Source organism: Nitrogeniibacter aestuarii (assembly GCF_017309585.1).
Lineage (GTDB): Bacteria > Pseudomonadota > Gammaproteobacteria > Burkholderiales > Rhodocyclaceae > Nitrogeniibacter > Nitrogeniibacter aestuarii.
The window spans coordinates 3,764,291-3,786,758 of record NZ_CP071321.1; the positions used below are offsets into that span (position 1 = coordinate 3,764,291).

The 22,468-nt window shown below is 61.3% G+C and carries 22 protein-coding genes; 17 read left to right on the forward strand and 5 right to left on the reverse strand.

Annotation, left to right across the window (positions count from 1 at the left end):
* Positions 1-48: 48 nt before the first annotated feature.
* Positions 49-2,337 carry an NADP-dependent malic enzyme gene (locus J0W34_RS17455; protein ID WP_230969627.1) on the reverse strand — a complete coding sequence of 763 codons (2,289 nt, stop codon included), beginning with the start codon at positions 2,335-2,337 and terminating at the stop codon, positions 49-51.
* Between the two features lie 301 nt (positions 2,338-2,638).
* On the opposite strand from J0W34_RS17455, the gene J0W34_RS17460 reads away from it, so the two are divergent.
* A complete protein-coding gene (locus tag J0W34_RS17460; RefSeq protein ID WP_230969628.1) occupies positions 2,639-3,418 on the forward strand; it encodes a ParA family protein in 780 nt (259 codons plus the stop codon).
* 79 nt (positions 3,419-3,497) lie between these two features.
* Positions 3,498-4,199, forward strand: a complete 702-nt coding sequence (locus tag J0W34_RS17465) for a cytochrome b/b6 domain-containing protein (protein WP_230969629.1) — start codon at positions 3,498-3,500, stop codon at positions 4,197-4,199.
* Between the two features lie 70 nt (positions 4,200-4,269).
* On the opposite strand, the gene J0W34_RS17470 is transcribed toward J0W34_RS17465, so the two are convergent.
* On the reverse strand, positions 4,270-4,743 hold the full coding sequence (locus tag J0W34_RS17470; protein ID WP_227816537.1) for a c-type cytochrome: 474 nt from the start codon (positions 4,741-4,743) through the stop codon (positions 4,270-4,272).
* Between the two features lie 217 nt (positions 4,744-4,960).
* Here J0W34_RS17470 and J0W34_RS17475 point away from each other — a divergent pair, with 217 nt between their 5' ends.
* Complete coding sequence (locus J0W34_RS17475) at positions 4,961-5,752, forward strand: response regulator transcription factor (protein ID WP_227816538.1); 792 nt, start codon at positions 4,961-4,963, stop codon at positions 5,750-5,752.
* A gap of 15 nt (positions 5,753-5,767) precedes the next feature.
* On the opposite strand, the gene J0W34_RS17480 is transcribed toward J0W34_RS17475, so the two are convergent.
* A complete protein-coding gene (locus tag J0W34_RS17480; RefSeq protein WP_230969630.1) occupies positions 5,768-7,963 on the reverse strand; it encodes a UvrD-helicase domain-containing protein in 2,196 nt (731 codons plus the stop codon).
* A 262-nt stretch (positions 7,964-8,225) separates the two neighbouring features.
* Here J0W34_RS17480 and J0W34_RS17485 point away from each other — a divergent pair, with 262 nt between their 5' ends.
* From J0W34_RS17485 to J0W34_RS17530, 10 genes are all read left to right on the forward strand, one after another.
* On the forward strand, positions 8,226-8,552 hold the full coding sequence (locus J0W34_RS17485; protein ID WP_230969631.1) for a hypothetical protein: 327 nt from the start codon (positions 8,226-8,228) through the stop codon (positions 8,550-8,552).
* 182 nt (positions 8,553-8,734) lie between these two features.
* Complete coding sequence (gene leuS, locus J0W34_RS17490) at positions 8,735-11,446, forward strand: leucine--tRNA ligase (RefSeq protein ID WP_230969632.1); 2,712 nt, start codon at positions 8,735-8,737, stop codon at positions 11,444-11,446.
* A gap of 36 nt (positions 11,447-11,482) precedes the next feature.
* The gene (locus J0W34_RS17495; RefSeq protein ID WP_227816541.1) at positions 11,483-11,989 is read left to right on the forward strand and encodes an LPS-assembly lipoprotein LptE; all 507 of its coding nucleotides are present in this window, start codon (positions 11,483-11,485) and stop codon (positions 11,987-11,989) included.
* Positions 11,986-13,008, forward strand: coding sequence for a DNA polymerase III subunit delta (gene holA / locus J0W34_RS17500; RefSeq protein ID WP_230969633.1), 1,023 nt, complete (start codon positions 11,986-11,988; stop codon positions 13,006-13,008). Before J0W34_RS17495 ends, holA begins: the two co-directional genes overlap by 4 nt.
* A gap of 73 nt (positions 13,009-13,081) precedes the next feature.
* Entirely contained in the window at positions 13,082-14,359 is a 1,278-nt protein-coding gene (locus tag J0W34_RS17505; RefSeq protein WP_230969634.1) for a glutamate-5-semialdehyde dehydrogenase, read from the forward strand.
* 83 nt (positions 14,360-14,442) lie between these two features.
* A complete protein-coding gene (locus tag J0W34_RS17510) occupies positions 14,443-15,012 on the forward strand; it encodes a chalcone isomerase family protein (protein WP_230969635.1) in 570 nt (189 codons plus the stop codon).
* Positions 15,013-15,181: 169 nt separating this feature from the next.
* Positions 15,182-15,655, forward strand: coding sequence for a methylated-DNA--[protein]-cysteine S-methyltransferase (locus J0W34_RS17515; protein WP_230969636.1), 474 nt, complete (start codon positions 15,182-15,184; stop codon positions 15,653-15,655).
* A complete protein-coding gene (gene xerD / locus J0W34_RS17520) occupies positions 15,616-16,551 on the forward strand; it encodes a site-specific tyrosine recombinase XerD (protein WP_230969637.1) in 936 nt (311 codons plus the stop codon). Before J0W34_RS17515 ends, xerD begins: the two co-directional genes overlap by 40 nt.
* 11 nt (positions 16,552-16,562) lie before the next feature.
* Entirely contained in the window at positions 16,563-17,054 is a 492-nt protein-coding gene (locus J0W34_RS17525) for an aminoacyl-tRNA deacylase (protein WP_230969638.1), read from the forward strand.
* A 201-nt stretch (positions 17,055-17,255) separates the two neighbouring features.
* Entirely contained in the window at positions 17,256-17,612 is a 357-nt protein-coding gene (locus J0W34_RS17530) for an H-NS histone family protein (RefSeq protein WP_265332749.1), read from the forward strand.
* A gap of 71 nt (positions 17,613-17,683) precedes the next feature.
* Here J0W34_RS17530 and J0W34_RS17535 read toward each other — a convergent pair whose 3' ends face one another.
* On the reverse strand, positions 17,684-18,058 hold the full coding sequence (locus J0W34_RS17535) for a dihydroneopterin aldolase (protein WP_230969639.1): 375 nt from the start codon (positions 18,056-18,058) through the stop codon (positions 17,684-17,686).
* Between the two features lie 70 nt (positions 18,059-18,128).
* Here J0W34_RS17535 and plsY point away from each other — a divergent pair, with 70 nt between their 5' ends.
* Entirely contained in the window at positions 18,129-18,725 is a 597-nt protein-coding gene (gene plsY, locus J0W34_RS17540; RefSeq protein WP_230969640.1) for a glycerol-3-phosphate 1-O-acyltransferase PlsY, read from the forward strand.
* A gap of 12 nt (positions 18,726-18,737) precedes the next feature.
* Here plsY and tsaD read toward each other — a convergent pair whose 3' ends face one another.
* Positions 18,738-19,754 (reverse strand): tRNA (adenosine(37)-N6)-threonylcarbamoyltransferase complex transferase subunit TsaD, encoded by a 1,017-nt coding sequence (tsaD, locus tag J0W34_RS17545; RefSeq protein ID WP_230969641.1) that lies wholly within the window; start codon positions 19,752-19,754, stop codon positions 18,738-18,740.
* A gap of 140 nt (positions 19,755-19,894) precedes the next feature.
* On the opposite strand from tsaD, the gene rpsU reads away from it, so the two are divergent.
* The 3 genes from rpsU to dnaG all read left to right on the forward strand — a co-directional run bounded on the left by rpsU (position 19,895) and on the right by dnaG (position 22,445).
* Positions 19,895-20,107 (forward strand): 30S ribosomal protein S21, encoded by a 213-nt coding sequence (gene rpsU / locus J0W34_RS17550; RefSeq protein WP_173767094.1) that lies wholly within the window; start codon positions 19,895-19,897, stop codon positions 20,105-20,107.
* A gap of 90 nt (positions 20,108-20,197) precedes the next feature.
* Positions 20,198-20,644 carry a GatB/YqeY domain-containing protein gene (locus tag J0W34_RS17555; RefSeq protein ID WP_230969642.1) on the forward strand — a complete coding sequence of 149 codons (447 nt, stop codon included), beginning with the start codon at positions 20,198-20,200 and terminating at the stop codon, positions 20,642-20,644.
* A 16-nt stretch (positions 20,645-20,660) separates the two neighbouring features.
* Entirely contained in the window at positions 20,661-22,445 is a 1,785-nt protein-coding gene (gene dnaG / locus J0W34_RS17560) for a DNA primase (protein WP_230969643.1), read from the forward strand.
* Positions 22,446-22,468 lie beyond the last annotated feature (23 nt).

A 22,468-nucleotide genomic window follows, 5' to 3' on the forward strand; every position in this document is an offset into this window, starting at 1 on the left:
ATGAAAAGGGCGCCCGCAGGCGCCCCCTTCGACAGGCAGTTGCTCAGCTTATCCCTGCTTGGGGTCTGATGCGTCGACAACGGCAAGGGCCGTAATGTTCACCAGCCGTCGCACGGTCGCCGTCGCGGTGAGGATATGCACCGACTTGGCGGGGCCCAACAGGATCGGCCCCACGGTCACACCGTCGCTGTTGGCCTGCTTGCACAGGTTGAAGCTGATGTTGGCGGCATCGAGGTTGGGCATGACCAGCAGATTGGCTTCACCCTCAAGCGTGGTCTCCGGTACGGCTTCTGCGCGCAGTTCCGGATCAAGCGCCGAATCGGGATGCATCTCGCCATCGACCTGAAGATCCGGGCGCTTGGCGACCAGAATGTCGCGCGCGGCGCGCATCTTCCGTGCCGAGGCAGAGTTGGACGAACCGAAATTCGAGTGCGACAGCAGGGCCACGCGCGGCACGATACCGAAGCGTTGCAACTCGTCCGCGGCCATGCAGGCGATCTCGGCCACTTCTTCAGCGGTCGGATTCTCGTTCACGTAGGTGTCGGCAATCGCCAGCACGCGCTTGGGCAGCAACAGGATGCTCATCGCCGCAAAACGCTTCGCCTCAGGCGCCAGGCCGATGACGTCGCGCACCTGCTTGAGGTGGTAATCGTAGGTGCCGTAAGTGCCGCATACCAGCGCGTCGGCGTCGCCGCGGCGCAGCAGCATTGCGCCGATCAAGGTGGTATCGCGACGCAGCTTGGCCCGGGACATCTCCACCGTGTTGCCCTCGCGGGACATCATCCGGTGGTATTCCTGCCACAACTCGCGGTAACGCGGGTCGTCTTCGGTGTTCACCACTTCGAAGTCGCGGCCAATGACCAGGTTCAGGCCCGCTTGCGCGATACGACGTTCGATGACCGCCGGACGACCAATCAGGATGGGCTGGGCCAGGCCTTCGTCGATGACCACACGCACCGCATGCAGCACGCGCACATCCTCACCTTCGGCGTAGAGCACCCGCTTTTTCTCCATCGGCAGGGCTTTGGCCTTGGAGAACACCGGCTTCATGATGATGCCGGACTGGTAAACGAAGTTGGTCAGTTCGTGCTCGTAAGCCTTGAAGTCCTCGATCGGCCGCGTGGCCACCCCTGAATCCATGGCTGCCTTGGCGACGGCCGGGGCGATCTTGACGATCAGGCGCGGGTCGAAGGGCTTCGGGATGATGTAGTCGGGGCCGAAACGCAGGTCCGCCCCCGAATAGGCTGCCGCCACGGCATGGCTCTGCTCGGCCTGCGCCAGCTCGGCAATGGCCTTCACGCAGGCCAGCTTCATCTCCTCGGTGATGGTGGTGGCACCGACGTCGAGCGCCCCCCTGAAGATGAAGGGGAAGCACAGGACGTTGTTGACCTGGTTCGGGTAGTCGGAACGCCCCGTGGCGATGATGCAGTCCGGGCGCACCTCCTTGGCCTCCTCGGGCATGATCTCTGGCGTGGGGTTGGCCAGCGCAAAGATCAGCGGCTTGTCGGCCATGCTGGCCACCATCTCGGGCTTGAGCACACCGGCGGTCGACAGCCCCAGGAAGATGTCCGCCCCCTTGATCACATCACCCAGGGTGGTGGCGTCGGTCTGCTGCGCATAGCGGGCCTTGTTGGCTTCCATGTTCTCGTCACGACCGACGCGAATCACGCCACGCGAATCGCACACGTACACGTTCTCGCGCTTGAGCCCGAGGCCGACCATGAGGTCCAGACACGCAATGGCGGCTGCGCCGGCACCGGAACACACCAGCTTGACTGCGCCGATGTCCTTGCCGACCACCTTCAGGCCGTTGATCAGGCCCGCTGCAGAGATGATGGCGGTGCCATGCTGATCGTCATGGAAGACCGGAATGTTCATACGCTCGCGCAGCTTCTTCTCGATGTAGAAGCATTCGGGCGCCTTGATGTCTTCCAGATTGATGCCACCGAGCGTCGGCTCGAGGGCCGCAATGATGTCGATGAGCTTGTCCGGGTCGTTTTCCGCCAGTTCGATGTCGAAGACGTCGATGTTGGCGAACTTCTTGAACAGGCAACCCTTGCCCTCCATCACCGGCTTGGACGCCAGCGGGCCGATGTTGCCCAGGCCGAGCACGGCCGTGCCGTTGGTGACCACACCGACGAGGTTGCCCCGCGAGGTCAGCTCGCTGGCCTGGGCCGCGTCATCAACAATGGCGTTGCACGCGGCGGCCACACCGGGTGAATACGCCAGCGCAAGATCGCGCTGGTTGGTCAGCCCTTTGGTCGGCACAACCGAAATTTTTCCGCGGGTGGGCGCGCGGTGATACTCCAGCGCGGCGGCGATGAAATCCTGATCCATGAGTTCCCCTCTCCAAGGTCTCTCGAACAAAAAGAAAAGCCGCCGCCAGAGGCGACGGACCGCTCACCGTGTCATCCTCTCGCGTTGCTTGGATTTGTAATGGGTACCGATGGCTTGTGTCCGTCGGTTGCAACTCAGTGTCGCGCCGGCCGGGGAGAGACCGGATCGCGCACAGGGCACGGGAAGCACGCATTATCTCATGAGCGCCTCAAACAAGCGAGTTGCCTACTTATCGCATCGCAACAATGCTGGCAAAATGCACCAAAAGCGGATTACGCACATCACGGGGAGGAGCAACACCATGCGACGAGTGGTTTTCAACCAGAAAGGGGGCGTCGGAAAATCCACCATCACCTGCAACCTCGCGGCCATCAGCGCCAGCCAGGGCAAGCGGACGCTGGTGGTGGATCTCGACCCTCAAGGCAACTCCACCCGCTATCTGCTGGGCGATGGCGCCGACACCCTCGAGGCATCGCTGGCGGACTTTTTCGACCAGACGCTCAACTTCCGCCTGAACCCGAAGCCGCTTGACGACTTTCTCGTCGAGAGTCCGTTCGAGGGGCTCTACGTGATGCCGTCGCATCCGGAGCTGGAAGAACTCCAGAGCAAGCTCGAATCGCGCTACAAGATCTTCAAGCTGCGCGAAGCACTGGATGAACTGGCCGAAGAATTCGATGCCATCTACATCGACACGCCGCCTGCGCTGAACTTCTATACCCGCTCGGCCATGATTGCCGCCAACGCCTGCCTCATTCCCTTCGATTGCGACGACTTCTCGCGCCGCGCCCTGTACTCGCTGATGGACAATGTGGCGGAGATTCGCGCGGACCACAACGAGGATCTGCAAGTCGAAGGCATCGTGGTGAATCAGTACCAGCCACGCGCCAGCCTCCCCAAAAAGGTGGTGCAGGAGCTCATCGACGAAGGCCTTCCGATCGTCGAGCCCTATCTTTCTGCCTCGGTGAAGATCAAGGAGTCTCACGAGAAAGCCAAACCCATGATTCATCTGGATCCGAAGCACAAGCTCACCGGACAGTTCGTGGAACTCCACGACAGTCTGGCGCGCAAATACGGCGTTTGAGACATTTCTTCACGCGTAACGGGAAGCTTTTGCCGAGTCGAACTGTCTATCAGCCAGTCAATCGTCATCCGGAGCCATCATGAGTCGCACCATCCGCCTGTGGGACCTGCCCACCCGCCTGTTCCACTGGCTGCTCGTTCTCGCCGTCATCGGCGCCTTCGTCACGGTCAAGATCGGTGGCAACCTCATGGTCTGGCATGGCCGCCTTGGCCTGCTCATGATCGGGCTGCTGGTATTCCGGCTCGTGTGGGGCGTGATCGGCTCGACCTACGCGCGGTTCAGCCAGTTCGTTCGCGGTCCGGCCGCCATCAAGGCCTATCTGGCCGGCACCTGGCAAGGGGTGGGACACAATCCACTGGGTGCGCTTTCGGTGCTTGCACTGCTTGCCCTGATGATTGCCCAGGCCGCGACCGGCCTGTTCTCCAACGACGACATTGCCTTCAACGGCCCCCTGTATCCACTGGTCAGCAAAGACACTTCAGATGCCATCACCGGGTGGCATCACTGGGGAGAGAATGGCATTTTCCTGCTTGTCGGGCTGCACCTCGCCGCGATCGTGTTCTACGCGATCAAGAAGCAAGAGCGGCTTGTCCCGCCCATGGTCACCGGCAAGAAAGCGGTCGAGTCTCCAAAGATCAAAGACGCCACGGGCGGCGGCCCCATTGCGTTCGGAGTCGCCGTCGTGATCGCGGCACTGGCCACCTGGGCAGCTTCCGGTGCTTTCAATCCGCCGCCACCGGCACCCCCGGAGCCGGCAAATTACGAAACGCCGGCCTGGTAGGGCATGAAAAAGCCGCCTCGAGGGCGGCTTTTTCATGACCGTCGAGGCCACATTCCGGGCCGAAACGGCATCACTCCTCTTCGCGGAACTTCTCGTGACAGGCCTTGCAGGCCTTACCGGTTTCGCCAAACTGCGCTTTGATGGCAGCCTCATCCCCGGTTGCAGCGACTTCAGCCAGTTTGTTGGCCTGTTTGACGAAGTTACCGCCCACTTCCTTGACCTCATCCATCTTCTGGAAGAACTCGGGCTTCAGACGGGTTTCCTTCCACCCCTTGCCCTCGTCGGTGCCCGGGGCGTACAGGGCACCCATGCCCGAGTTGGCCACGGCCGCAATCAGGTTGGCGGCCGCCTGCACTTGCGCCTTATCGAAGGGCACCGTTCCGTCGACTACCTGAGCCTTGATCTTGCCCATGTTCCAGGACATGAAGGTGTAACCGGACTGGCGGTACTTGATCATGTCTTCCGGCTTCATCTGGGCCGAGGCTCCGGCGGCGATACCAAGGGCGGCCAGGCCGACAAGGCTGCGAATCATCATTTTCTTCATGAGCAAACATCTCCCGGGTTGCTGAAAAGTGAGTAATAGCCTCGCCATATGGCGTGGCACAGGGACAAAACAGGGCAAAGCGCTGAACTATTCCATTAGGCATGCGGAATATTATCGGTTCGTGATACTCCGACGACTGCGATGAGTCAAAGTTTCCGGAAAGTTGGTCGTTACATCCAGAACCGACATCTTTTCGATCTGAACCATGACTGCTTCCATGAACGTCACAGCGCTCAATGCGCTGATCGTCGAACCCTCCGCCATGCAGGCCAAGGTAATTGCCCAGGCATGCCTGGCGCTGGGGCTTCCCGAACCGCGTCATGCAAAATCCGCAGCAGAAGCCATGGAGGCGATGTACGTCACACGCCCCGACGTCGTCATCAGCGCGCTCTACCTGCCCGACAGCTCGGGCACGGATCTGGTTCGGCAGATGCGCGCGCACCCGCTCCTGGAGCAGGTGGCGTTCATCCTGGTGTCCAGCGAAACCAACCCGCAGGCCCTCGACCCGGTCCGTCAGTCAGGCATTTGCGGCATCGTGCCCAAACCGTTCACCAACGAGCAACTGGGTCGCGCCCTGGACAACACCCTTGATCTGCTGTCGGCCGAAGCCCTCACGGGCACGGAAGTACCGCTAGAAGAGCTCAAGGTACTTGTCGTGGACGACAGCCCCAATGCGCGAAAATTCATCAAACGGGTGCTCGGCAACCTCGGCGTAGAGCAATTCATCGAAGCGGGCAACGGCGCTGAAGCGGTCGCCATCCTCAACGACACCATGGTCGATCTGGTGGTCACCGACTACAACATGCCCGAAATGGATGGCCAGCAACTGGTGGAGCACATTCGCCATCAGAGCTGGCAACGATCGGTTCCGGTCATGATGGTCACCAGTGAATCCGATGCGGGGCGCCTGGCCGCCGTGCAGGATGCCGGCGTCTCCGGCATTTGCGACAAACCGTTCGAACCCGACATGGTTCGCCGCCTGCTCTCGCGAATGTTGAAGGCGAACTGAGCCGGGACCGGCCAATCACACCGGCTCGAGCTTGGCGACGCCCAGCAAGAGCCACTTCATGCCGTTCGGGCCGAAGTTGATCTGTATGCGCGCATCTGCCCCGCTCCCCTCGGCCGACACGATGGTGCCCACACCGAAGCGGGCGTGCTGCACGGCCTGACCGATCTTCAAGCCGTTCAGATCCCGAGACGCCTGAACCGGGGTACTGGCTGCACGCCGCTGTCCACTGCCATATCCAGCACTGGGCGAGTGGAGTTTCGAGGCGCTTTGCTGAGGCGTCAGCCATTTGGTGAGCCCCACCGGAATCTCATCGAGAAAACGGGAACGCATGCAGTAGCGTGTCTGGCCATGGAGCATCCGGCTCTGGGCCAGTGACACATACAAGCGCTGGCGCGCCCGGGTCACCGCCACGTACATCAGGCGACGCTCTTCTTCGAGACCGTCGATCTCACGCACGCTGTTGTCGTGCGGGAACAGGCCCTCCTCGAGCCCGGTGAGGAACACCACGTCGAACTCCAGACCCTTGGCGGCATGCACGGTCATGAGCTGCACCGCGTCCTCGCCGGCATCAGCCTGATGATCGCCGGCCTCAAGCGAGGCATGAGCCAGAAAATCCGCCAGCAGCGGGTGTTCGATGGCACCGTCCTGCACCTGAGCTTCGGCCACGAAGTTGGCCGCCGCGCTGATCAGTTCGTCCAGGTTCTCGAGTCGCTCGGAGCCCTCCTTGGCTTTCTGGCTTTCATAGTGCTCGCGCAAACCCGATTGGTGCAGCACGTGATCGACCGCTTCGGGCAACGAAAGCGAGGCCGTGTCCATGCGCATTTTTTCGATCATTGCGATGAACGGCTCGATCGCCTTGCGCGGCTTGCCACCGAGATGCGACACCGTGCCATACAGGCTTCCGTTGTAGGTCCGGGCCGCGTCCTGAAGGGACTCGAGCGAGCGAGCGCCGATACCACGCGTGGGAAAATTGACCACCCGGGCAAACGCGGTATCGTCGTCCGGGTTGGCAATCAGCCGCAGATAGGCCAGCGCATGCTTCACCTCCTGGCGCTCGAAGAAGCGCAACCCGCCGTACACCCGGTAGGACACCCCGGCTGAAAACAGCTGATGCTCGACGACCCGTGACTGTGCGTTCGACCGATACAGCACCGCGATGTCTCCCCGGCGGTGGCCGTCGCGCACGAGTGACTGGATCTCCTCGACCATCCAGCGCGCTTCGTCCATGTCGGTGAAGGCTTCGTACACTCTAATCGGCTCGCCCTCCCCCTGATCCGTCCAAAGTTCCTTGCCCAGCCGCTGGGTGTTGTTGGCGATGATCGCGTTGGCGGCATCGAGAATGTTGCCGCAGGAACGGTAGTTCTGCTCCAGCCGGATGACGTTCGGCACCTGGAATTCGCGCTCGAAGGCGAGCATGTTGCCCACCTCCGCCCCCCGGAAACGATAGATGGACTGGTCGTCGTCACCGACGCAGAACAGGCTGGCACATTGCTCGGCGCTGTCAGCGCCCGCCAGCAACTTCAGCCAGCGATATTGCAGCTTGTTCGTATCCTGGAACTCATCGACCAGGATGTGGCGAAAACGCCGCTGGTAATGCTTGCGAATGGGCTCGTTGTTTTTCAGCAACTCGTAGGTACGCAAAAGCAACTCCGCGAAATCCACAACAGACTCGCGCTGGCATTGGGCCTCATACTCGGCGAACAGCTCGACTCGCCGACGGGTGAAGTCGTCCCAGGCATCCACGTCTCTGGGCCGGTTGCCCTGCTCCTTCTGACCATTGATGAAATGCATCAGGTCCTTGGGCGGGTATTTCTCATCGTCGACATTGAGCGCCTTGAGCAGACGCTTGATGGCGGCCAGCTGGTCGGCCGAGTCGAGGATCTGGAAGAGCTGAGGGAGATTTGCCTCTCGGTGGTGGGCGCGCAGCAACCGGTTGCACAAGCCGTGAAAGGTTCCGATCCACATGCCGCGGGTGTTGATGGGCAGCATGGCGGACAGGCGCGCAATCATCTCCTTGGCCGCCTTGTTGGTAAACGTGACCGCCAGAATGCCCTGTGGCGTGACCTGTTCGGTCTGAATCAGCCACGCAATTCGCGTGGTCAGGACACGGGTCTTGCCCGACCCGGCGCCCGCGAGAATCAGCGCATGCTGGGGCGGGAGCGTAACGGCCTGAGCCTGTTCCGGATTGAGCGATGAGAGCAAATCAGCCATGGGATCTCCTTTGGGCGCCCATTTTAACCCGCTCGTCAAATCGGGCCGATTACACCACTTGCATATACCTGACGAAAAGACTAAGGTTTGATTGTGCACAGCAACAATTTATGGCAATTTTTCACGGATATCGGCCTCAAACTGGCGTAGAATTCAAACTGTCGTTTGATTTGCAATGCACCAACCCCAAGCTCCGGAGCCGCTCACGAGGCGGCGACCGGTGAAAGATATGAACCGGTTACCGGTCGAAGGAGTAACAGAGATGAAGTCACCGAAACTGCTGCCGTGGTACGCGCGCAAGGCCGGCGTCTCCACCGAACGCGCCGAAGTTCTGTGGCGCAAAGCCGTGCGCAAAGCCACCGCTGAAACCGGCTGGGTTGGCAACGCTGAATACTGGGGCGCTGCGATGGAAAATTTCCGCGAACTGCTCGACCAGGAAAACTCCAGCCTGTGCACGCCCAACATGGCCGACGTGATGCGCATGCAGCATCGCGCCATGCGTCTGCCACTCACGATTTTTGAAGATTTGTCTGCCGCCACTGCGGCCAACTGGCAACGCTTCTGTAACACCTGGCATCGCGCCGCCTGAGGCGGCGAGCGGCCTACCGTCTCCCTCCCTCTCCTCGATGGAGTTCGGCATCCGGTTCCCCAACCGGGTGCCGCTTTTTCGTTTACAGCTGAAATTTCCTGAGAGATCAGCCGCCTGAGCCCCCCGTCGCAGCTCGGCTTCGCGGTATACTTGCGCGTTTTGATCCGCAGCCCGACACCATCATGCTGGACAAGTATCACGCCTCCGCCATAGAAACCGCCGCCCAGCAGCACTGGGCCGAGCAGAAAAGCTTCGAGGTCGGCGAAGACGCCAGCCGTCCCAAGTTCTACTGCCTGTCCATGTTCCCGTACCCATCGGGCAAGCTGCATATGGGCCATGTACGCAACTACACGATTGGCGATGTGATCAGTCGCGTGCAGCGCATGCGCGGTTACAACGTGATGCAACCCATGGGCTGGGACGCCTTCGGCATGCCGGCCGAAAACGCCGCCATCCAGAACCAGGTGCCGCCTGCCAAGTGGACCTACGCCAACATCGACTACATGAAGAACCAGCTCAAGCGGCTGGGCTTCGGGGTCGACTGGTCGCGCGAACTGGCCACCTGCACGCCTCAGTACTACCGTTGGGAACAATGGCTGTTCACCCGCCTGTTCCAGAAGGGCCTGATCTACAAGAAGCTCGGCACGGTCAATTGGGACCCGGTCGATGAAACCGTGCTGGCCAACGAACAGGTCATCGACGGTCGTGGCTGGCGCTCCGGCGCCCTCGTCGAAAAGCGCGAGATCCCCATGTACTACATGAAGATCACCGCCTACGCCGACGAATTGCTCCAGGGCCTTGACCGCCTTGAGGGCTGGCCGGAACAGGTCAAGCTGATGCAGAAGAACTGGATCGGACGCTCCGAGGGGCTGGAAGTCCACTTCCCCTACGATCTGGAAACCATCGGCGAAGCCGGCGTGCTGAAGGTGTTCACCACCCGCGGCGATACGCTCATGGGTGCCACCTACGTCGCGGTCGCTGCCGAACATCCACTCGCCCTCAAGGCATCAGAGAACAATCCGGAACTGGCTGCCTTCGTGGCCGAGTGCCAGCAAGGCGGCGTGGCCGAAGCCGATCTAGCCACCATGGAAAAGAAAGGCATGCCCACCGGGCTGCGCGTGGTGCACCCGATCACCGGGGAATTTCTGCCGGTCTGGGTCGCCAACTACGTACTCATGGGTTATGGCGAGGGCGCCGTGATGGCAGTACCCGCGCACGACGAACGCGACTTCGCCTTTGCCACCAAATATCAACTGCCCATCATCCCCGTGATTGCTCCGGGCGAATGGGGCCAGCAGGTGGCCTCCAATTCCGGCGTTTTCGCCGACGCGAGCGCCAAACTGGTCGATCACACGCCGACTCTGACCGGAGAAACCGACGAAGAACACCTGGCCTGGTCTCACTGGCAGGATGTTTTCGCCGAGCATGGCCGGCTGGTCAATTCAGACAAGTACGATGGCCTGCGTTCGGCAGAGGCCGTCGATGCCATTGCGGTCGATCTGGGCGAGAAAGGCCTGGGCGAAAAGCGGGTGCAGTACCGTCTGCGTGACTGGGGCATTTCGCGCCAGCGCTACTGGGGTTGCCCGATCCCCATGATCCACTGCGATCACTGCGGCGACGTACCGGTTCCCGACGACCAGTTGCCGGTGGTGCTGCCGGAAAATGTCGAGATCACGGGCGCAGGCTCTCCGCTCGCCCGCATGCCGGAATTTTACGAATGCACCTGCCCGACCTGTGGCAAGCCGGCCCGACGCGAAACCGACACCATGGACACCTTCGTGGAGTCGTCCTGGTACTTCCTGCGCTACGCCTGCGCCGATAGCACAGAGGGCATGGTCGACGACCGGGTCAACTACTGGGCGCCGGTCGATCAGTATGTGGGTGGCATCGAGCACGCCATCCTCCATCTGCTGTATTCCCGCTTTTTCACGCGGGCGATGCGCGATGAAGGCCTGGTGACGGTGGACGAGCCTTTCACCCGCTTGCTCACCCAGGGCATGGTGGTTGCCGACACCTACTACCGGGAACTGCCTGACGGCAAGAAGCAGTGGATCAACCCGGCCGACGTGGACGTCGAACGTGACGACAAAGGCCGTATCACCAGCGCTGTTCTGCGCGAAGACGGGCAACCGGTCGTCATCGGCGGTACCGAGAAGATGTCCAAGTCGAAGAACAACGGCGTGGACCCGCAAGCCCTGGTGGACCAGTACGGGGCCGACACTGCTCGCTTCTTCATCATCTTCACGTCCCCCCCCGACCAGCAACTGGAATGGTCAGACTCGGGCGTCGAGGGTGCCTACCGTTTCCTGCGCCGGGTGTGGGCGCTGGGCCATCGCTTTGCCAGCGATCTGAAAGCGCAGCTGCCCGACACGCGCACCCTGACCGCAGGCAAGCTGCCCGAGCCGCTCGCCGAAGTCCGCCGTGAATTGCACACACTGCTCAAGCAGGCTGACTACGACCTGGGCAAGCATCAGTTCAACACCGTGGCCTCGGCCACGATGAAAATGCTCAACGCCCTTGAAAAGGCGCCGGCGGAACATGCCGCCGCCCATGCCGAAGTCATCGAGGAAGGCCTGTCGATGCTGATCCGGGTACTCGCGCCCATCACCCCTCACATCTGCCACGCACTATGGCGTGAGTGCGGTTTCGGCGACGACATCATCGACGCGCCGTGGCCGACTGTTGACGAAGGCGCACTGGTACAGGACGAAATCGAACTCATGCTGCAGATCAACGGCAAACTGCGCGGCCGCATCAAGGTCGCTGCCGACGCCACGCGTGACGTCATCGAGAACACGGCGCTATCGAGCGAACCGGCCGAGCGGTTCATGGAAGGCAAACCGCCCCGCAAGGTCATCGTCGTGCCGGGCCGCCTGGTCAACATCGTTTGCTGATCTTCCCGTCACGGGGAATCACCACTGGAGACATAGATGAGACGGATGCATCGGCGCACTTTTCTTGGCGCAGCGCTTGGCGCAGGTCTGCTGACAGGATGCGGGTTCCACCTGCGCGGGGAAATGCAGATGGCGTTCAGATCGGCCTATATTGCAGGCTATGAGCACCATCGAATCGTCTCGGATCTTCGTCGTCAGTTGCGTCTCAACAACGTCGAAGTGGTCGACACTCCCCAGGCGGCCGATCTGGTGATCCGAATGTCGAAGTTGAGCCCGACGCGTGACATCCTGAGCCTCGATGCCTCCGGCAAGGCGCGAGAGTATCGGCTGAGTTACACGCTCAACTACTCACTGGACAAGCCCACGGGCGAGACCGTACGCATCCCGGCCAGGATCACGGCCCGCCGGGAATACACCTTCGACACCCGCCAGTTGCTCGCCAAGGCACAGGAAGAAGACATTCTCTACAACGACATGGAAGACGATCTGGTGCGCCAGTTGATGCGCCGTCTGTCGACCGTAACGCCTGAAGAACTCAAGTGAAGCTCAGCCCCGACCGACTTGCCTCGCAACTCGGACAGTCACTCGGGGCGCTTTATGTCGTACACGGTGACGAGCCCCTGCTCGTGTCCGAGGCCGGAGACACCATCCGTCAGGCCGCGCGCCAGCAAGGCTTCGACGAGCGTGAAATTCTCGTGAGCGGCCAGGGCTTCGACTGGGGCGCCGTCTTCGAATCCACCGGCACCATGTCCCTGTTCGGCACACGCAAGGTCGTCGACCTTCGCGTCCCGAACGGCAAGCCCGGCAAGGAAGGCGGCGACGCGCTCAAGCAACTGGCAGGAACCGCGCCAGCTCAGGCCGACGACGTCATCACACTCATCACCCTGCCCGAAGTGGACTGGGCGACCCGGAAAACCGCCTGGTTCGCCGCACTGGAAAAGCAGGGCGTTGTCGTCGAATGCAATGCGCCCCCGCGGGAACACCTGCCCCGCTGGATCGCCATGCGTCTGGCTGCACAGCAACAGGATGCAGCCGAAGAAGCCCTTGCGTTCATCGCCGATCACGTCGAGGGCAATCTGCTGGCCGCGCATCAGGAACTACAGAAACTCGCGCTGCTGTATCCGCCCGGATCGCTGACGCTCGACCAGATTCGCGATGCAGTCCTCGATGTCGCCCGCTACAGCGTGGAACACCTGCGCATGGCGCTGCTGGAGGGCAACGCGGCCCGCTGCGCACGCCTGCTCGAAGGGCTTGAAGGCGAAGGCACCGCAGCGCCGCTTGTTCTGTGGACGCTGGCAAACGAAGTTCGCACGCTCGCGCGCATTCAATCAGCACAACACCAGGGGCAGCCCGTCTCTGCCGCCATGAAGGCGGAACGCGTCTTCGACGACCGACGCCGCAACGCTGTGCAAAAAGCGCTCCAGCGCTTACAACCGGGCGCCGTGCGTGCGGCCCTGGCACATGCCGCCAGAATTGACCGAATCATCAAGGGACTGGCCCCTGGCGATGTCTGGGACGAATGTCTGCGATTGAGCCTGCGGCTCTGCCCCAAGGCTGGCTGAGCACGGTTTTTTGCTGCCGTGCGTGCGCATGGGTTAATCTGGTGGGCTTCCAACCGGATTGACTGGCAGCATCATGGATATCGAAAGCTACATGGCACGCGTCGGCCAACAGGCCCGTGACGCCTCCCGCACGCTGGCTTCAGCCTCGACTGAGGCCAAGAACACAGCCTTGCTCGCAATAGCCCGACGCCTGCGCAACGCCAAGGACGCCCTGCTCTCGGCCAACGCGGCCGACCTGGCCCAGGCCCGCGAGGACGGACTCGAGCCCGCCCTGGTCGACCGGCTCACCCTCACCGAAAAAGGCATCGATTCGATGGCGGAAGGGCTTGAGCAGATCGCCGCCCTGCCGGACCCCGTCGGCGAAATGACCGACTTGAAAAGACGGCCGAGTGGCATCCAGGTGGGGAAGATGCGCGTCCCGCTGGGGGTTGTCGGCATCATCTATGAAGCACGCCCCAATGTCACCGCTGACGCGGCAGCCTTGTGCCTCAAATCTGGCAATGCCGCCATCCTGCGCGGCGGCAAGGAAGCCATCAACGCAAACCAGGCCATTGCCGCCTGCGTCCGCGCCGGCCTGGCCGATGTCGGCCTGCCTGAAACCGCCGTACAAGTCATCGAAACCACAGACCGGGCGGCCGTCGGCCAGCTCATCACCATGCCACAATTCGTGGACGTGATCGTGCCACGCGGCGGCAAAGGCCTGATCGAACGCATTTCGAGCGAGGCCCGAGTGCCGGTGATCAAGCATCTGGATGGTAACTGCCACGTCTATGTGCACGAGGCGGCAGACCCGAGCAAGGCGGTCGCCATCATCGAGAATGCAAAAACCCAGCGATATGGCACCTGCAACACCGCTGAATCCCTGCTGATAGACGCCGAAGTGGCCGACATGCTTCTGCCGGCCATCGGGCGGATGCTCGCTGACAAGGGCGTTACCATGCGCGCCTGTCCGCGTGCGCTCGAAACACTGACATCTGCCAACATCGATGGGCGTCATCTCGAGGCAGCTCAGGAAAGCGACTGGTCGGAGGAATACCTCGCACCGATCATTGCCGTGCGTGTGGTCGACGGGCTCGACCAGGCCATCGAGCACATCAATCGCTACAGCTCGGGTCACACCGAGAGCATCGTCAGCGAAAACTACACGGCGGCGATGCGTTTCCTGCGCGAAGTCGATTCAGCATCAGTCATGATCAACGCGTCCACGCGATTTGCCGACGGCTTTGAGTACGGCCTTGGGGCCGAGATCGGCATCTCGACCGACAAGATCCATGCCCGGGGGCCCGTCGGTCTGGAAGGCTTGACCAGTCAGAAGTGGATCGTTTTCGGAAATGGCGAGGTTCGCCGCTAGAAGTCGCACGACCGTTCGACCACTGCTAGGATAGGCGGGTGTCGCGCAGGGGCGGCACCCGCTTTTTCATTTCAGGAGACATCATGAAGAGAATCCTCATTGCCTTCCTCTGCGCACTGACCACATTGGGCTCACATGCCGCCACTAGCGTCGCAGGGATCACATTCGCCGACACAAGCACCGTGAGCGGAAATCCGCTTGTGCTCAATGGCGCGGGCCTGCGCAAAAAATTCTTTTTCGATGTCTACGCGGCAGGCCTCTACCTGCCGGCCAAGGCATCCGACAGCCGCCGAATCATTAGTGCCGACGTGACCAAACGGATCGACATCACCCTGCTGCGCAACGTTTCCGCTGAAAAATTTGTCGCCTCGCTCCAGGAGGGCCTGAAAAACAACCAGGATGCCGCGACGCTGGCCGCCCTGAAACCGAGGATGGACGCCTTCTCGGCCATACTGCTGAGCCTCAAGGAAGCCCGCGAAGGGCAGCGCTACCAAATGGATTATGTGCCTGGCAAAGGGACGCAGTTGCTTGTTGACGGCAATCCGGTCGGCGACCCGATCGCCGGCGCCGACTTTTACGCCGCACTCCTGAGTGTCTGGATCGGTGAGCATCCCGCCCAGACCGATCTCAAGGCAGCTCTGCTCGGCCAGTAGCATTTCGCGTCTGCGCGTGACTGTGGCATAATCTGACGCATTCTGGCGCTCATAGGGCGCCTTTGCCGTTTTTGCTCTGGGGTAGAGCAATCGGGTCGGCGTGGCCTTCGGGCCGCGCCGCACCCACCTCCAGTTGCCCCGCAGGCGCATCCCCGCGCACAATACTCCCATGGATTTTCAGGCCGTTATCCCGACACCGTTTGGTGCGCTCGGCATCAGGTGCGACCTGCAGCACATCGACGAGATCCGATTCCTGCCTCACGGCAGCCCCTATGTGCCGGCACAGAATGCACTGGCCGAACGCGCCGTCGCGCAGCTTCGCGACTGGCTGCAATCGCCATGCACTGAATTCGACTTGCCATTGCGCGCCAGCGGGACTGCCTTTCAGCAGCGTGTGTGGCAGGCCATCTCGGGTATCGGTATCGGCAAGGTACTGACGTATGGTGAAATCGCCCGGCAGTTGAACAGCGCTGCGCAAGCCGTCGGGCAGGCCTGCGGTGCCAACCCCTACCCGATTCTCGTCCCGTGTCATCGCGTCGTTGCCCGACAGGCGCTCGGAGGCTTTGCAGGACACCGTGCGGGCTATCTCATCGAGACCAAGCAATGGCTCCTGCAGCACGAAGCGATACACGCCCTGCGCTGACGCAGGAGAATCAGATCGAACTGGATGCATTCTGCGACAGCCTCTGGCTGGAGGACGGCCTGGCGCGCAATTCCATCGAGGCCTACCGCCGCGATCTGACGCAGTTTGCGCATTGGCTACAGCAGGAACAACGCGCACCGCTGCTGAGCGCATCGACCGAATCACTCCAACGCTACCTGGCTGAATTCGCACAGCGCTCCAAACCCGCGAGCCAACGCCGCCTGCTGTCGGCATGGCGGCGCTTCTTTCAACGCCAGCTTCGCGACGGACGGGTAACCCACGACCCGAGTGCGCCGATCGATTCCCCGCTGCCCGGGCATCGCTTCCCAAAAACCCTCTCCGAGTCAGCCGTCGACGCGCTCCTCAATGCACCGGACACCGGGAGCGCGCTCGGCATGCGGGATCGCACCATGCTCGAGTTGCTCTACGCCACCGGCTTGCGCGTCAGCGAATTGGTCGGTCTCAGCACATTCCAGGTCAGCCTGAACGACGGGGCGCTCCGCGTCATGGGTAAGGGTTCGAAAGAGCGGCTGGTCCCGATCGGGCAGCAGGCCTGCGACTGGCTTGATGATTACACCCGGGGCGCGCGCTTGCAGATACTTGAGCACCGCCAAAGCGAAGCACTTTTCGTGACCCGACAGGGCGGCCCGATGAGCCGTCAGATGTTCTGGCGTCTGATCAAACGATACGGCGTACAGGCGGGCATTGCCGAAAACCAGCTGTCCCCGCACACCTTGCGCCATGCCTTTGCCACTCACCTGCTCAACCACGGTGCCGATCTGCGCGTGGTTCAACTGTTACTCGGCCATGCCGACATTTCGACAACACAGATATACACACACGTCGCCCGCGCACGACTCAAGCAATTACATGCGATTCATCACCCGCGCGGCTGAGGAATATACCCATGAACGAGAAATACCCTGACACGCCGGCCACCCGTTTTTTAAAACAGCACAAGATCGCATTTGCGCCCTTTTTATACGCTTACGAGGATCACGGCGGCACCCGAGTCGCGGCGGAGTCACTCAATCTCCCCGAGCATGCCGTCATCAAGACACTGGTCATGGAAAACGAACTGGGCAAACCCCTGGTGGTGCTCATGCACGGAGACCGGGACGTGAACGTAAAAACACTGGCAACCGAGATCAACGCCCGCAGCGTGCATCCATGCAAACCCGATGTTGCCCAGAAACACACCGGCTATCAGGTCGGCGGAACATCCCCTTTCGGGCTGCGAAAACCAATGCCCGTCTTCCTTGAACGCAGCATCCTCGATCTGCCGCTCATCTATATTAATGGCGGAAAGCGTGGCTTTCTTGTCGGCATTCACGCACACGACCTGATGCAGTCCATTTCGCCGACAACGATCAATGCCGCGAAAACGCCGCACGCCTGACTTATGCAAATGCATTATTTTACAAATGATATGTTTTAAATCCTGTTGATAATCCAAAAGTATTAATGCAGAATCAAGGCGCTCTCTCGTTCAATTGACTGCGTCCGTTTTTTTAAATGATGCTTTCGAGATCGAGCATCGAGCGTCGTCACGGGAATCCAACCGCTCGAATCGAGCGACATCAAACAACAAAGGCCTGACATGGATATCAAGCTGAACAAAATGAGCGTTGCGGAGTTGCGCCGCCTTCAGAGCAAGGTCGAAGCCGAGCTGAAGCGACGCGACGACACCGCCAAGAAAGAAGCGCTCAAAGCAATGAAGAAAATCGCCGCGGAGCACGGCGTTGCACTGAGCGATGTGCTGGCAGAAGCCAAGCCCGAGGGTGCGAAGCCCAAGCGCACGCGCAAGGTATCACCGGCCAAGGGCAAGCGCGTTCCGGTGAAATACCGCAATCCGGCAGATCCGACGCAGGGCTGGACGGGTCGCGGTCGCAAGCCGCGCTGGGTTGACGCATGGCTGGCCGACGGCAAATCCCTGGACGAATTGCTCGTCAAGTAAGCCGCCATTCGCTGCTGAAAACAGAAAAGCCGCGTCACAGCGGCTTTTCTGTTTTTTGCGAGAACGACGAGTCAGTCCGTATCGAAAATGGCACGGCCATCGCGGCCGCGCTGAATGAACACGCCAACACGCCGCACATCCTTCATGATGCCGATCTTCGCGATGCGCAATTTCACCCATGGCGCGCCGAACTCGTCAAAAAGCATGGCAACCACGTGCTCTCCAAGCGTTTCGATCAGATTGAAATGGCGCTCGGCCAGGTCCTCGCGAATGCGCTTGATCACCTCGGCATAATCGATCGTGTCGTCGATATCATCACGCTCGGCCGCTGCATCGGGCACACCGAACGTCAGATTCAGTTCAAGCACTTGCGGTGCGACGCGCTCCCGCGGATAAATGCCGACCCGGGCCTTGACGCGCAACTCTTCGATGAAGATGAAATCCATACAGACTTCCGACTAGAATTGCGAGCATTCTAGCTGAACGGGGCAATCAGAGCCGCCCTGCTATTTTCTGATGACCACACTCACCCTTGTCTTCGTCGTTTTGGCCTACCTGATCGGCTCGGTGCCATTTGCCGTGCTCAGCAGCAAGATGTTCGGACTCGCCGACCCCAGGAGCTACGGATCGGGCAACCCGGGCGCAACCAACGTGTTGCGCTCAGGGAAGAAATCCGCCGCCATCCTGACACTGGTCGGTGATGCCCTCAAAGGCACGCTGGCCGTCTGGATCATGGCGCATTTCGGCTCATCCGCGCCGCTGGCCATTGCCCTGGCGGGACTGGCTGCATTCCTCGGCCACGTCTATCCGGTCACGCTCGGTTTCAAGGGTGGCAAAGGCGTTGCAACGGCGATCGGCGTATTGGGAGCGTTCAGCGGATGGCTGGCCTTGGCGTGCGCGGCCGTGTGGGCACTGGTCGCGCTGATCTTCAAATATTCGTCACTTGCGGCCTTGATGGCATCACTGGCCGCTCCGCTGATGGCCCACTTCCTGATCGGCGAACCCGCCATCACTGCAGCGTGCGTCATCATGGCGGCCCTGTTGATCTACCGCCATCTGACGAACATCAAACGCCTGATGGCGGGGACAGAACCCCGGATCGGAAAGAAATAGGCAATCGGCGACTCAGCCCGCAGGCGCTGCGAGCGTATCGAGGGGCCAACGCGGCTTGACGGTGACAGCACCGTCCGTCTGGCCGCTCGCGCCCGCGGCAAACCGCATCGCCCCGGCAAACGCAATCATGGCACCGTTGTCCGTGCACAGCTCGGGTTCAGGGTAGAAAACCCGCCACTGGCGCCGCCGCGCCATTTCGTCGAGCGCCGCGCGCAGGGCTCGGTTGGCCCCGACGCCGCCGGCCACCACCAGCCGGGACATGCCGGTGTTTTTCAAGGCCTGGCGCGCCTTGCGGGACAACACGTCAATCACGGCCGACTGAAACTCCGCCGCCACATCTTCCGACGCATGACGACCGTCTCTGAGCGCCGTCATCACCGCCGTCTTCAATCCGCTGAAACTGAAGTTCAGGTCACCCGAGTGGATCATCGGTCGCGGCAGATTGACCCGCCCTGCCACGCCTTTGTCAGCCAGCGCAGCCAGTGCAGGGCCGCCGGGGTACGGCAGCCCCATGAGCTTTGCGGTTTTATCGAAAGCCTCACCCGCGGCATCGTCGACCGATTCACCCAGCAAGGTGTATTCGCCCACACCGGTCACAGCCATCAGCTGGGTATGTCCGCCCGACACCAGTAGGGCGACAAACGGGAACGCGGGCGGTTCGGCAGAAAGCAAAGGGGAGAGCAAATGCCCTTCCAGATGGTGTATTGGCAGTGAGGGTACGCCAAGGGCCGCCGCCATCGCCTCGGCGGTACCGGCCGCCACCAGGAGGGCCCCTGCCAGCCCCGGCCCGGCGGTGTAGGCGATACCATCCAAGTCCGCCAGCGCAAGACCGGCATCATCAAGCACCTGCCGGACCAGCGCCGGCAAGCGGCGCACATGATCTCGGGACGCCAACTCGGGCACCACGCCACCATAGGCGGCATGCAGGTCAATTTGTGAATGCACCCGGTGCGCCCGCAACCCTGCTTGGGTGTCGTACACCGCAACCCCGGTTTCGTCGCAAGAACTCTCCAGCCCCAAAACAATCATGACGACCTCACTGAATGACGCGCCATTTTAACGCGGCAGACAAACGGCCTCGAAAAAACCCGCATGTGGACTTGGCATTTGCTGCGTACACGAATATAATGCACGGCTTTCAGTCCAAATTTCAGGCGAAGGAACAGGCAATGCCGGGCATCCGCGTTAAAGAAAACGAGCCGTTTGAGGTCGCAATCCGTCGCTTCAAGCGCACCATCGAAAAGGCAGGCACGCTGACTGAGCTGCGTTCCCGCGAGTTCTACGAAAAGCCGACCGCTGAGCGCAAGCGCAAGCTGGCCGCCGCAGTGAAGCGCCATCACAAGCGCCTGCGCAGCCAGATGCTGCCGCCGAAGATGTACTGAGCCTTAACAGGCCAGTCATCCCGCCACGACCGGCGCAGCCAACGCTGCGCTCGTCGTGGTTTTTGCGTTTAACGGTCAGGAGTTTTTGCCATGTCCCTCAAAGTACAGATCCAGGACGACATGAAGGCAGCCATGCGCGCGCGCGACAGCGAGCGCCTATCGGCCCTGCGCTTCCTGCTTGCCAATATCAAGCAGAAGGAAGTGGACAGCCAGGCCGAGCTGGACGATGCCGGCGTCACGGCCGTGATTGAAAAGCAACTCAAACAGCGCAAGGATTCGGCCAAGCAGTACGCCGACGCCGGCCGCACCGATCTGGCCGACAAGGAAAACTTCGAGATCACCGTTCTTGAGGCCTACATGCCCGAGCAGATGTCCGAAGCCGATATCGACGCTGCCATCGCACGGGCCATGGCCGAGACAGGCGCAAAAGCCCCCGCCGACATGGGCAAATTGATGGGCAAGCTCAAAGGCGATCTGGCGGGCAAGGCCGACATGGGCGCCGTCTCCGCACGCGTCAAGCAAGCACTGGCCGGTTGAATCCGGCCGATCTGCCGTGATTCCACAGTCCTTCATCCAGGACCTGCTCGCTCGCGTCGACATCGTCGACGTGATCGAGCGCCATGTACCGCTCAAGAAAAAGGGCGCGAACTATTTCGCCTGCTGCCCCTTCCACGGTGAAAAATCGGCATCGTTTTCCGTGAGCCCCTCGAAACAGTTCTACCACTGCTTCGGTTGCGGCGCCCACGGCAGCGCCATTGGCTTCTTGATGGAATACGCAGGCCTGGGCTACGTGGAAGCCATTCATGAGCTTGCTCGGCAACTGGGCGTTGAAGTCCCTGAAGAGAAACGATACGGCCAGCGGGAGCATGCGCCGGCCAACCGCTCACTGACAGATCTGATGAGCCAGGCGGCGCGCTTCTATCGGGAACAACTAAAGAACGCACCCAGGGCCATTGACTATCTCAAGGCCCGCGGACTGACCGGCCAGGTTGCCGCACGTTTCGGCATCGGTTATGCGCCGGACGGCTGGCAGTCGCTCGAAAAGGTCGTGTCTCAGTACAGCGATCCGGCACTGCTCGAGGCCGGCCTCGTCATCGAGAATGACCAAGGTCGCCGCTACGACCGTTTTCGCGATCGAATCATGTTCCCCATCCTCGATTCGCGTGGCAACGTCATTGGATTTGGCGGCCGGGTGCTGGACAAGGGCGAGCCGAAATACATGAATTCGCCGGAAACACCCTTGTTCGAAAAAGGCCGCGAGCTCTACGGCCTGTACCAGGCACGCCAGTCGATTCGGGCCGAGAATACCGCCATCGTGGTCGAGGGCTACATGGACGTGGTGGCACTGGCGCAGCATGGCGTGCAGAACGCCGTTGCCACACTCGGCACCGCAACCACGGCAACTCACATCCAGAAGCTGTTCCGGCTGGTCGATCGCGTGACCTTCTGCTTCGACGGTGACGCAGCCGGCAGAAAGGCGGCCTGGCGGGCCCTCGAAAATGCGCTCGAAGCATTGAGCGACAACAAACAGATCGGCTTCCTGTTCCTGCCCGAGGAACACGATCCGGATTCGTTCGTTCGTGAAGCCGGCGCAGACACGTTCCGGGCGCTCGCGGACAAGGCGGCACCGCTGACTGAATTCCTGCTCGACGGACTGGCGGGCGATCTCGACATGCGCACAGCCGAGGGCCGCGCCCAGTTCGCCCATGCCGCGCAACCCCTTGTGATGCGGGTCGGCGCCCCCATGTTGAGATTACAGCTGGTCAAATCCGTGGCGCAGCGATGCGCCCTGGGCGAAGCCGAGCTGATGCAGGCATGGGGCATCACTCCACCACCAACCCAATTCAAGTCACGCAAAGGTGCACCGCCACAGAGACCACGCGGACCGCGTCGCCCACCGTCTCCGCTGGAGACAACGCTGCTGCGTATTGTCGTCAGACACCCTGCGTGGGCGGCTCGATTGCCGGCAGAGCTGATTCCGGATGCGTCCGATGAAGGCCGCGCCCTGGTGGGCATCATCGATGCCATCAGCGTGGGCGACCTGGGGAACGACACCCGGCTGGGCACTTTGCTGGAGCACTTCCGCAACACCCCCCACGAGCCCGTGCTCACCCGCTTCTGTGTCGAGGAGGCGGATGAAGTGATCGCGGATGACGTGGTTGAAACCCTGTTTCTCGACACGATTGAAAAAATGCATGCCCAAGTCCTGCAGGAAGAGTTCGCCTCCCTGCAGGCCCGCGCCGCGAGTCTGAGTCCGGAGGAGCAAAAGCGATACGCCCAGCTCATCCAGCAACGACGAGGGAACCCACACGGGCAACCCAAAGTCTCAGATTCGTAATATAATTTTCTGTTTTTCCGACT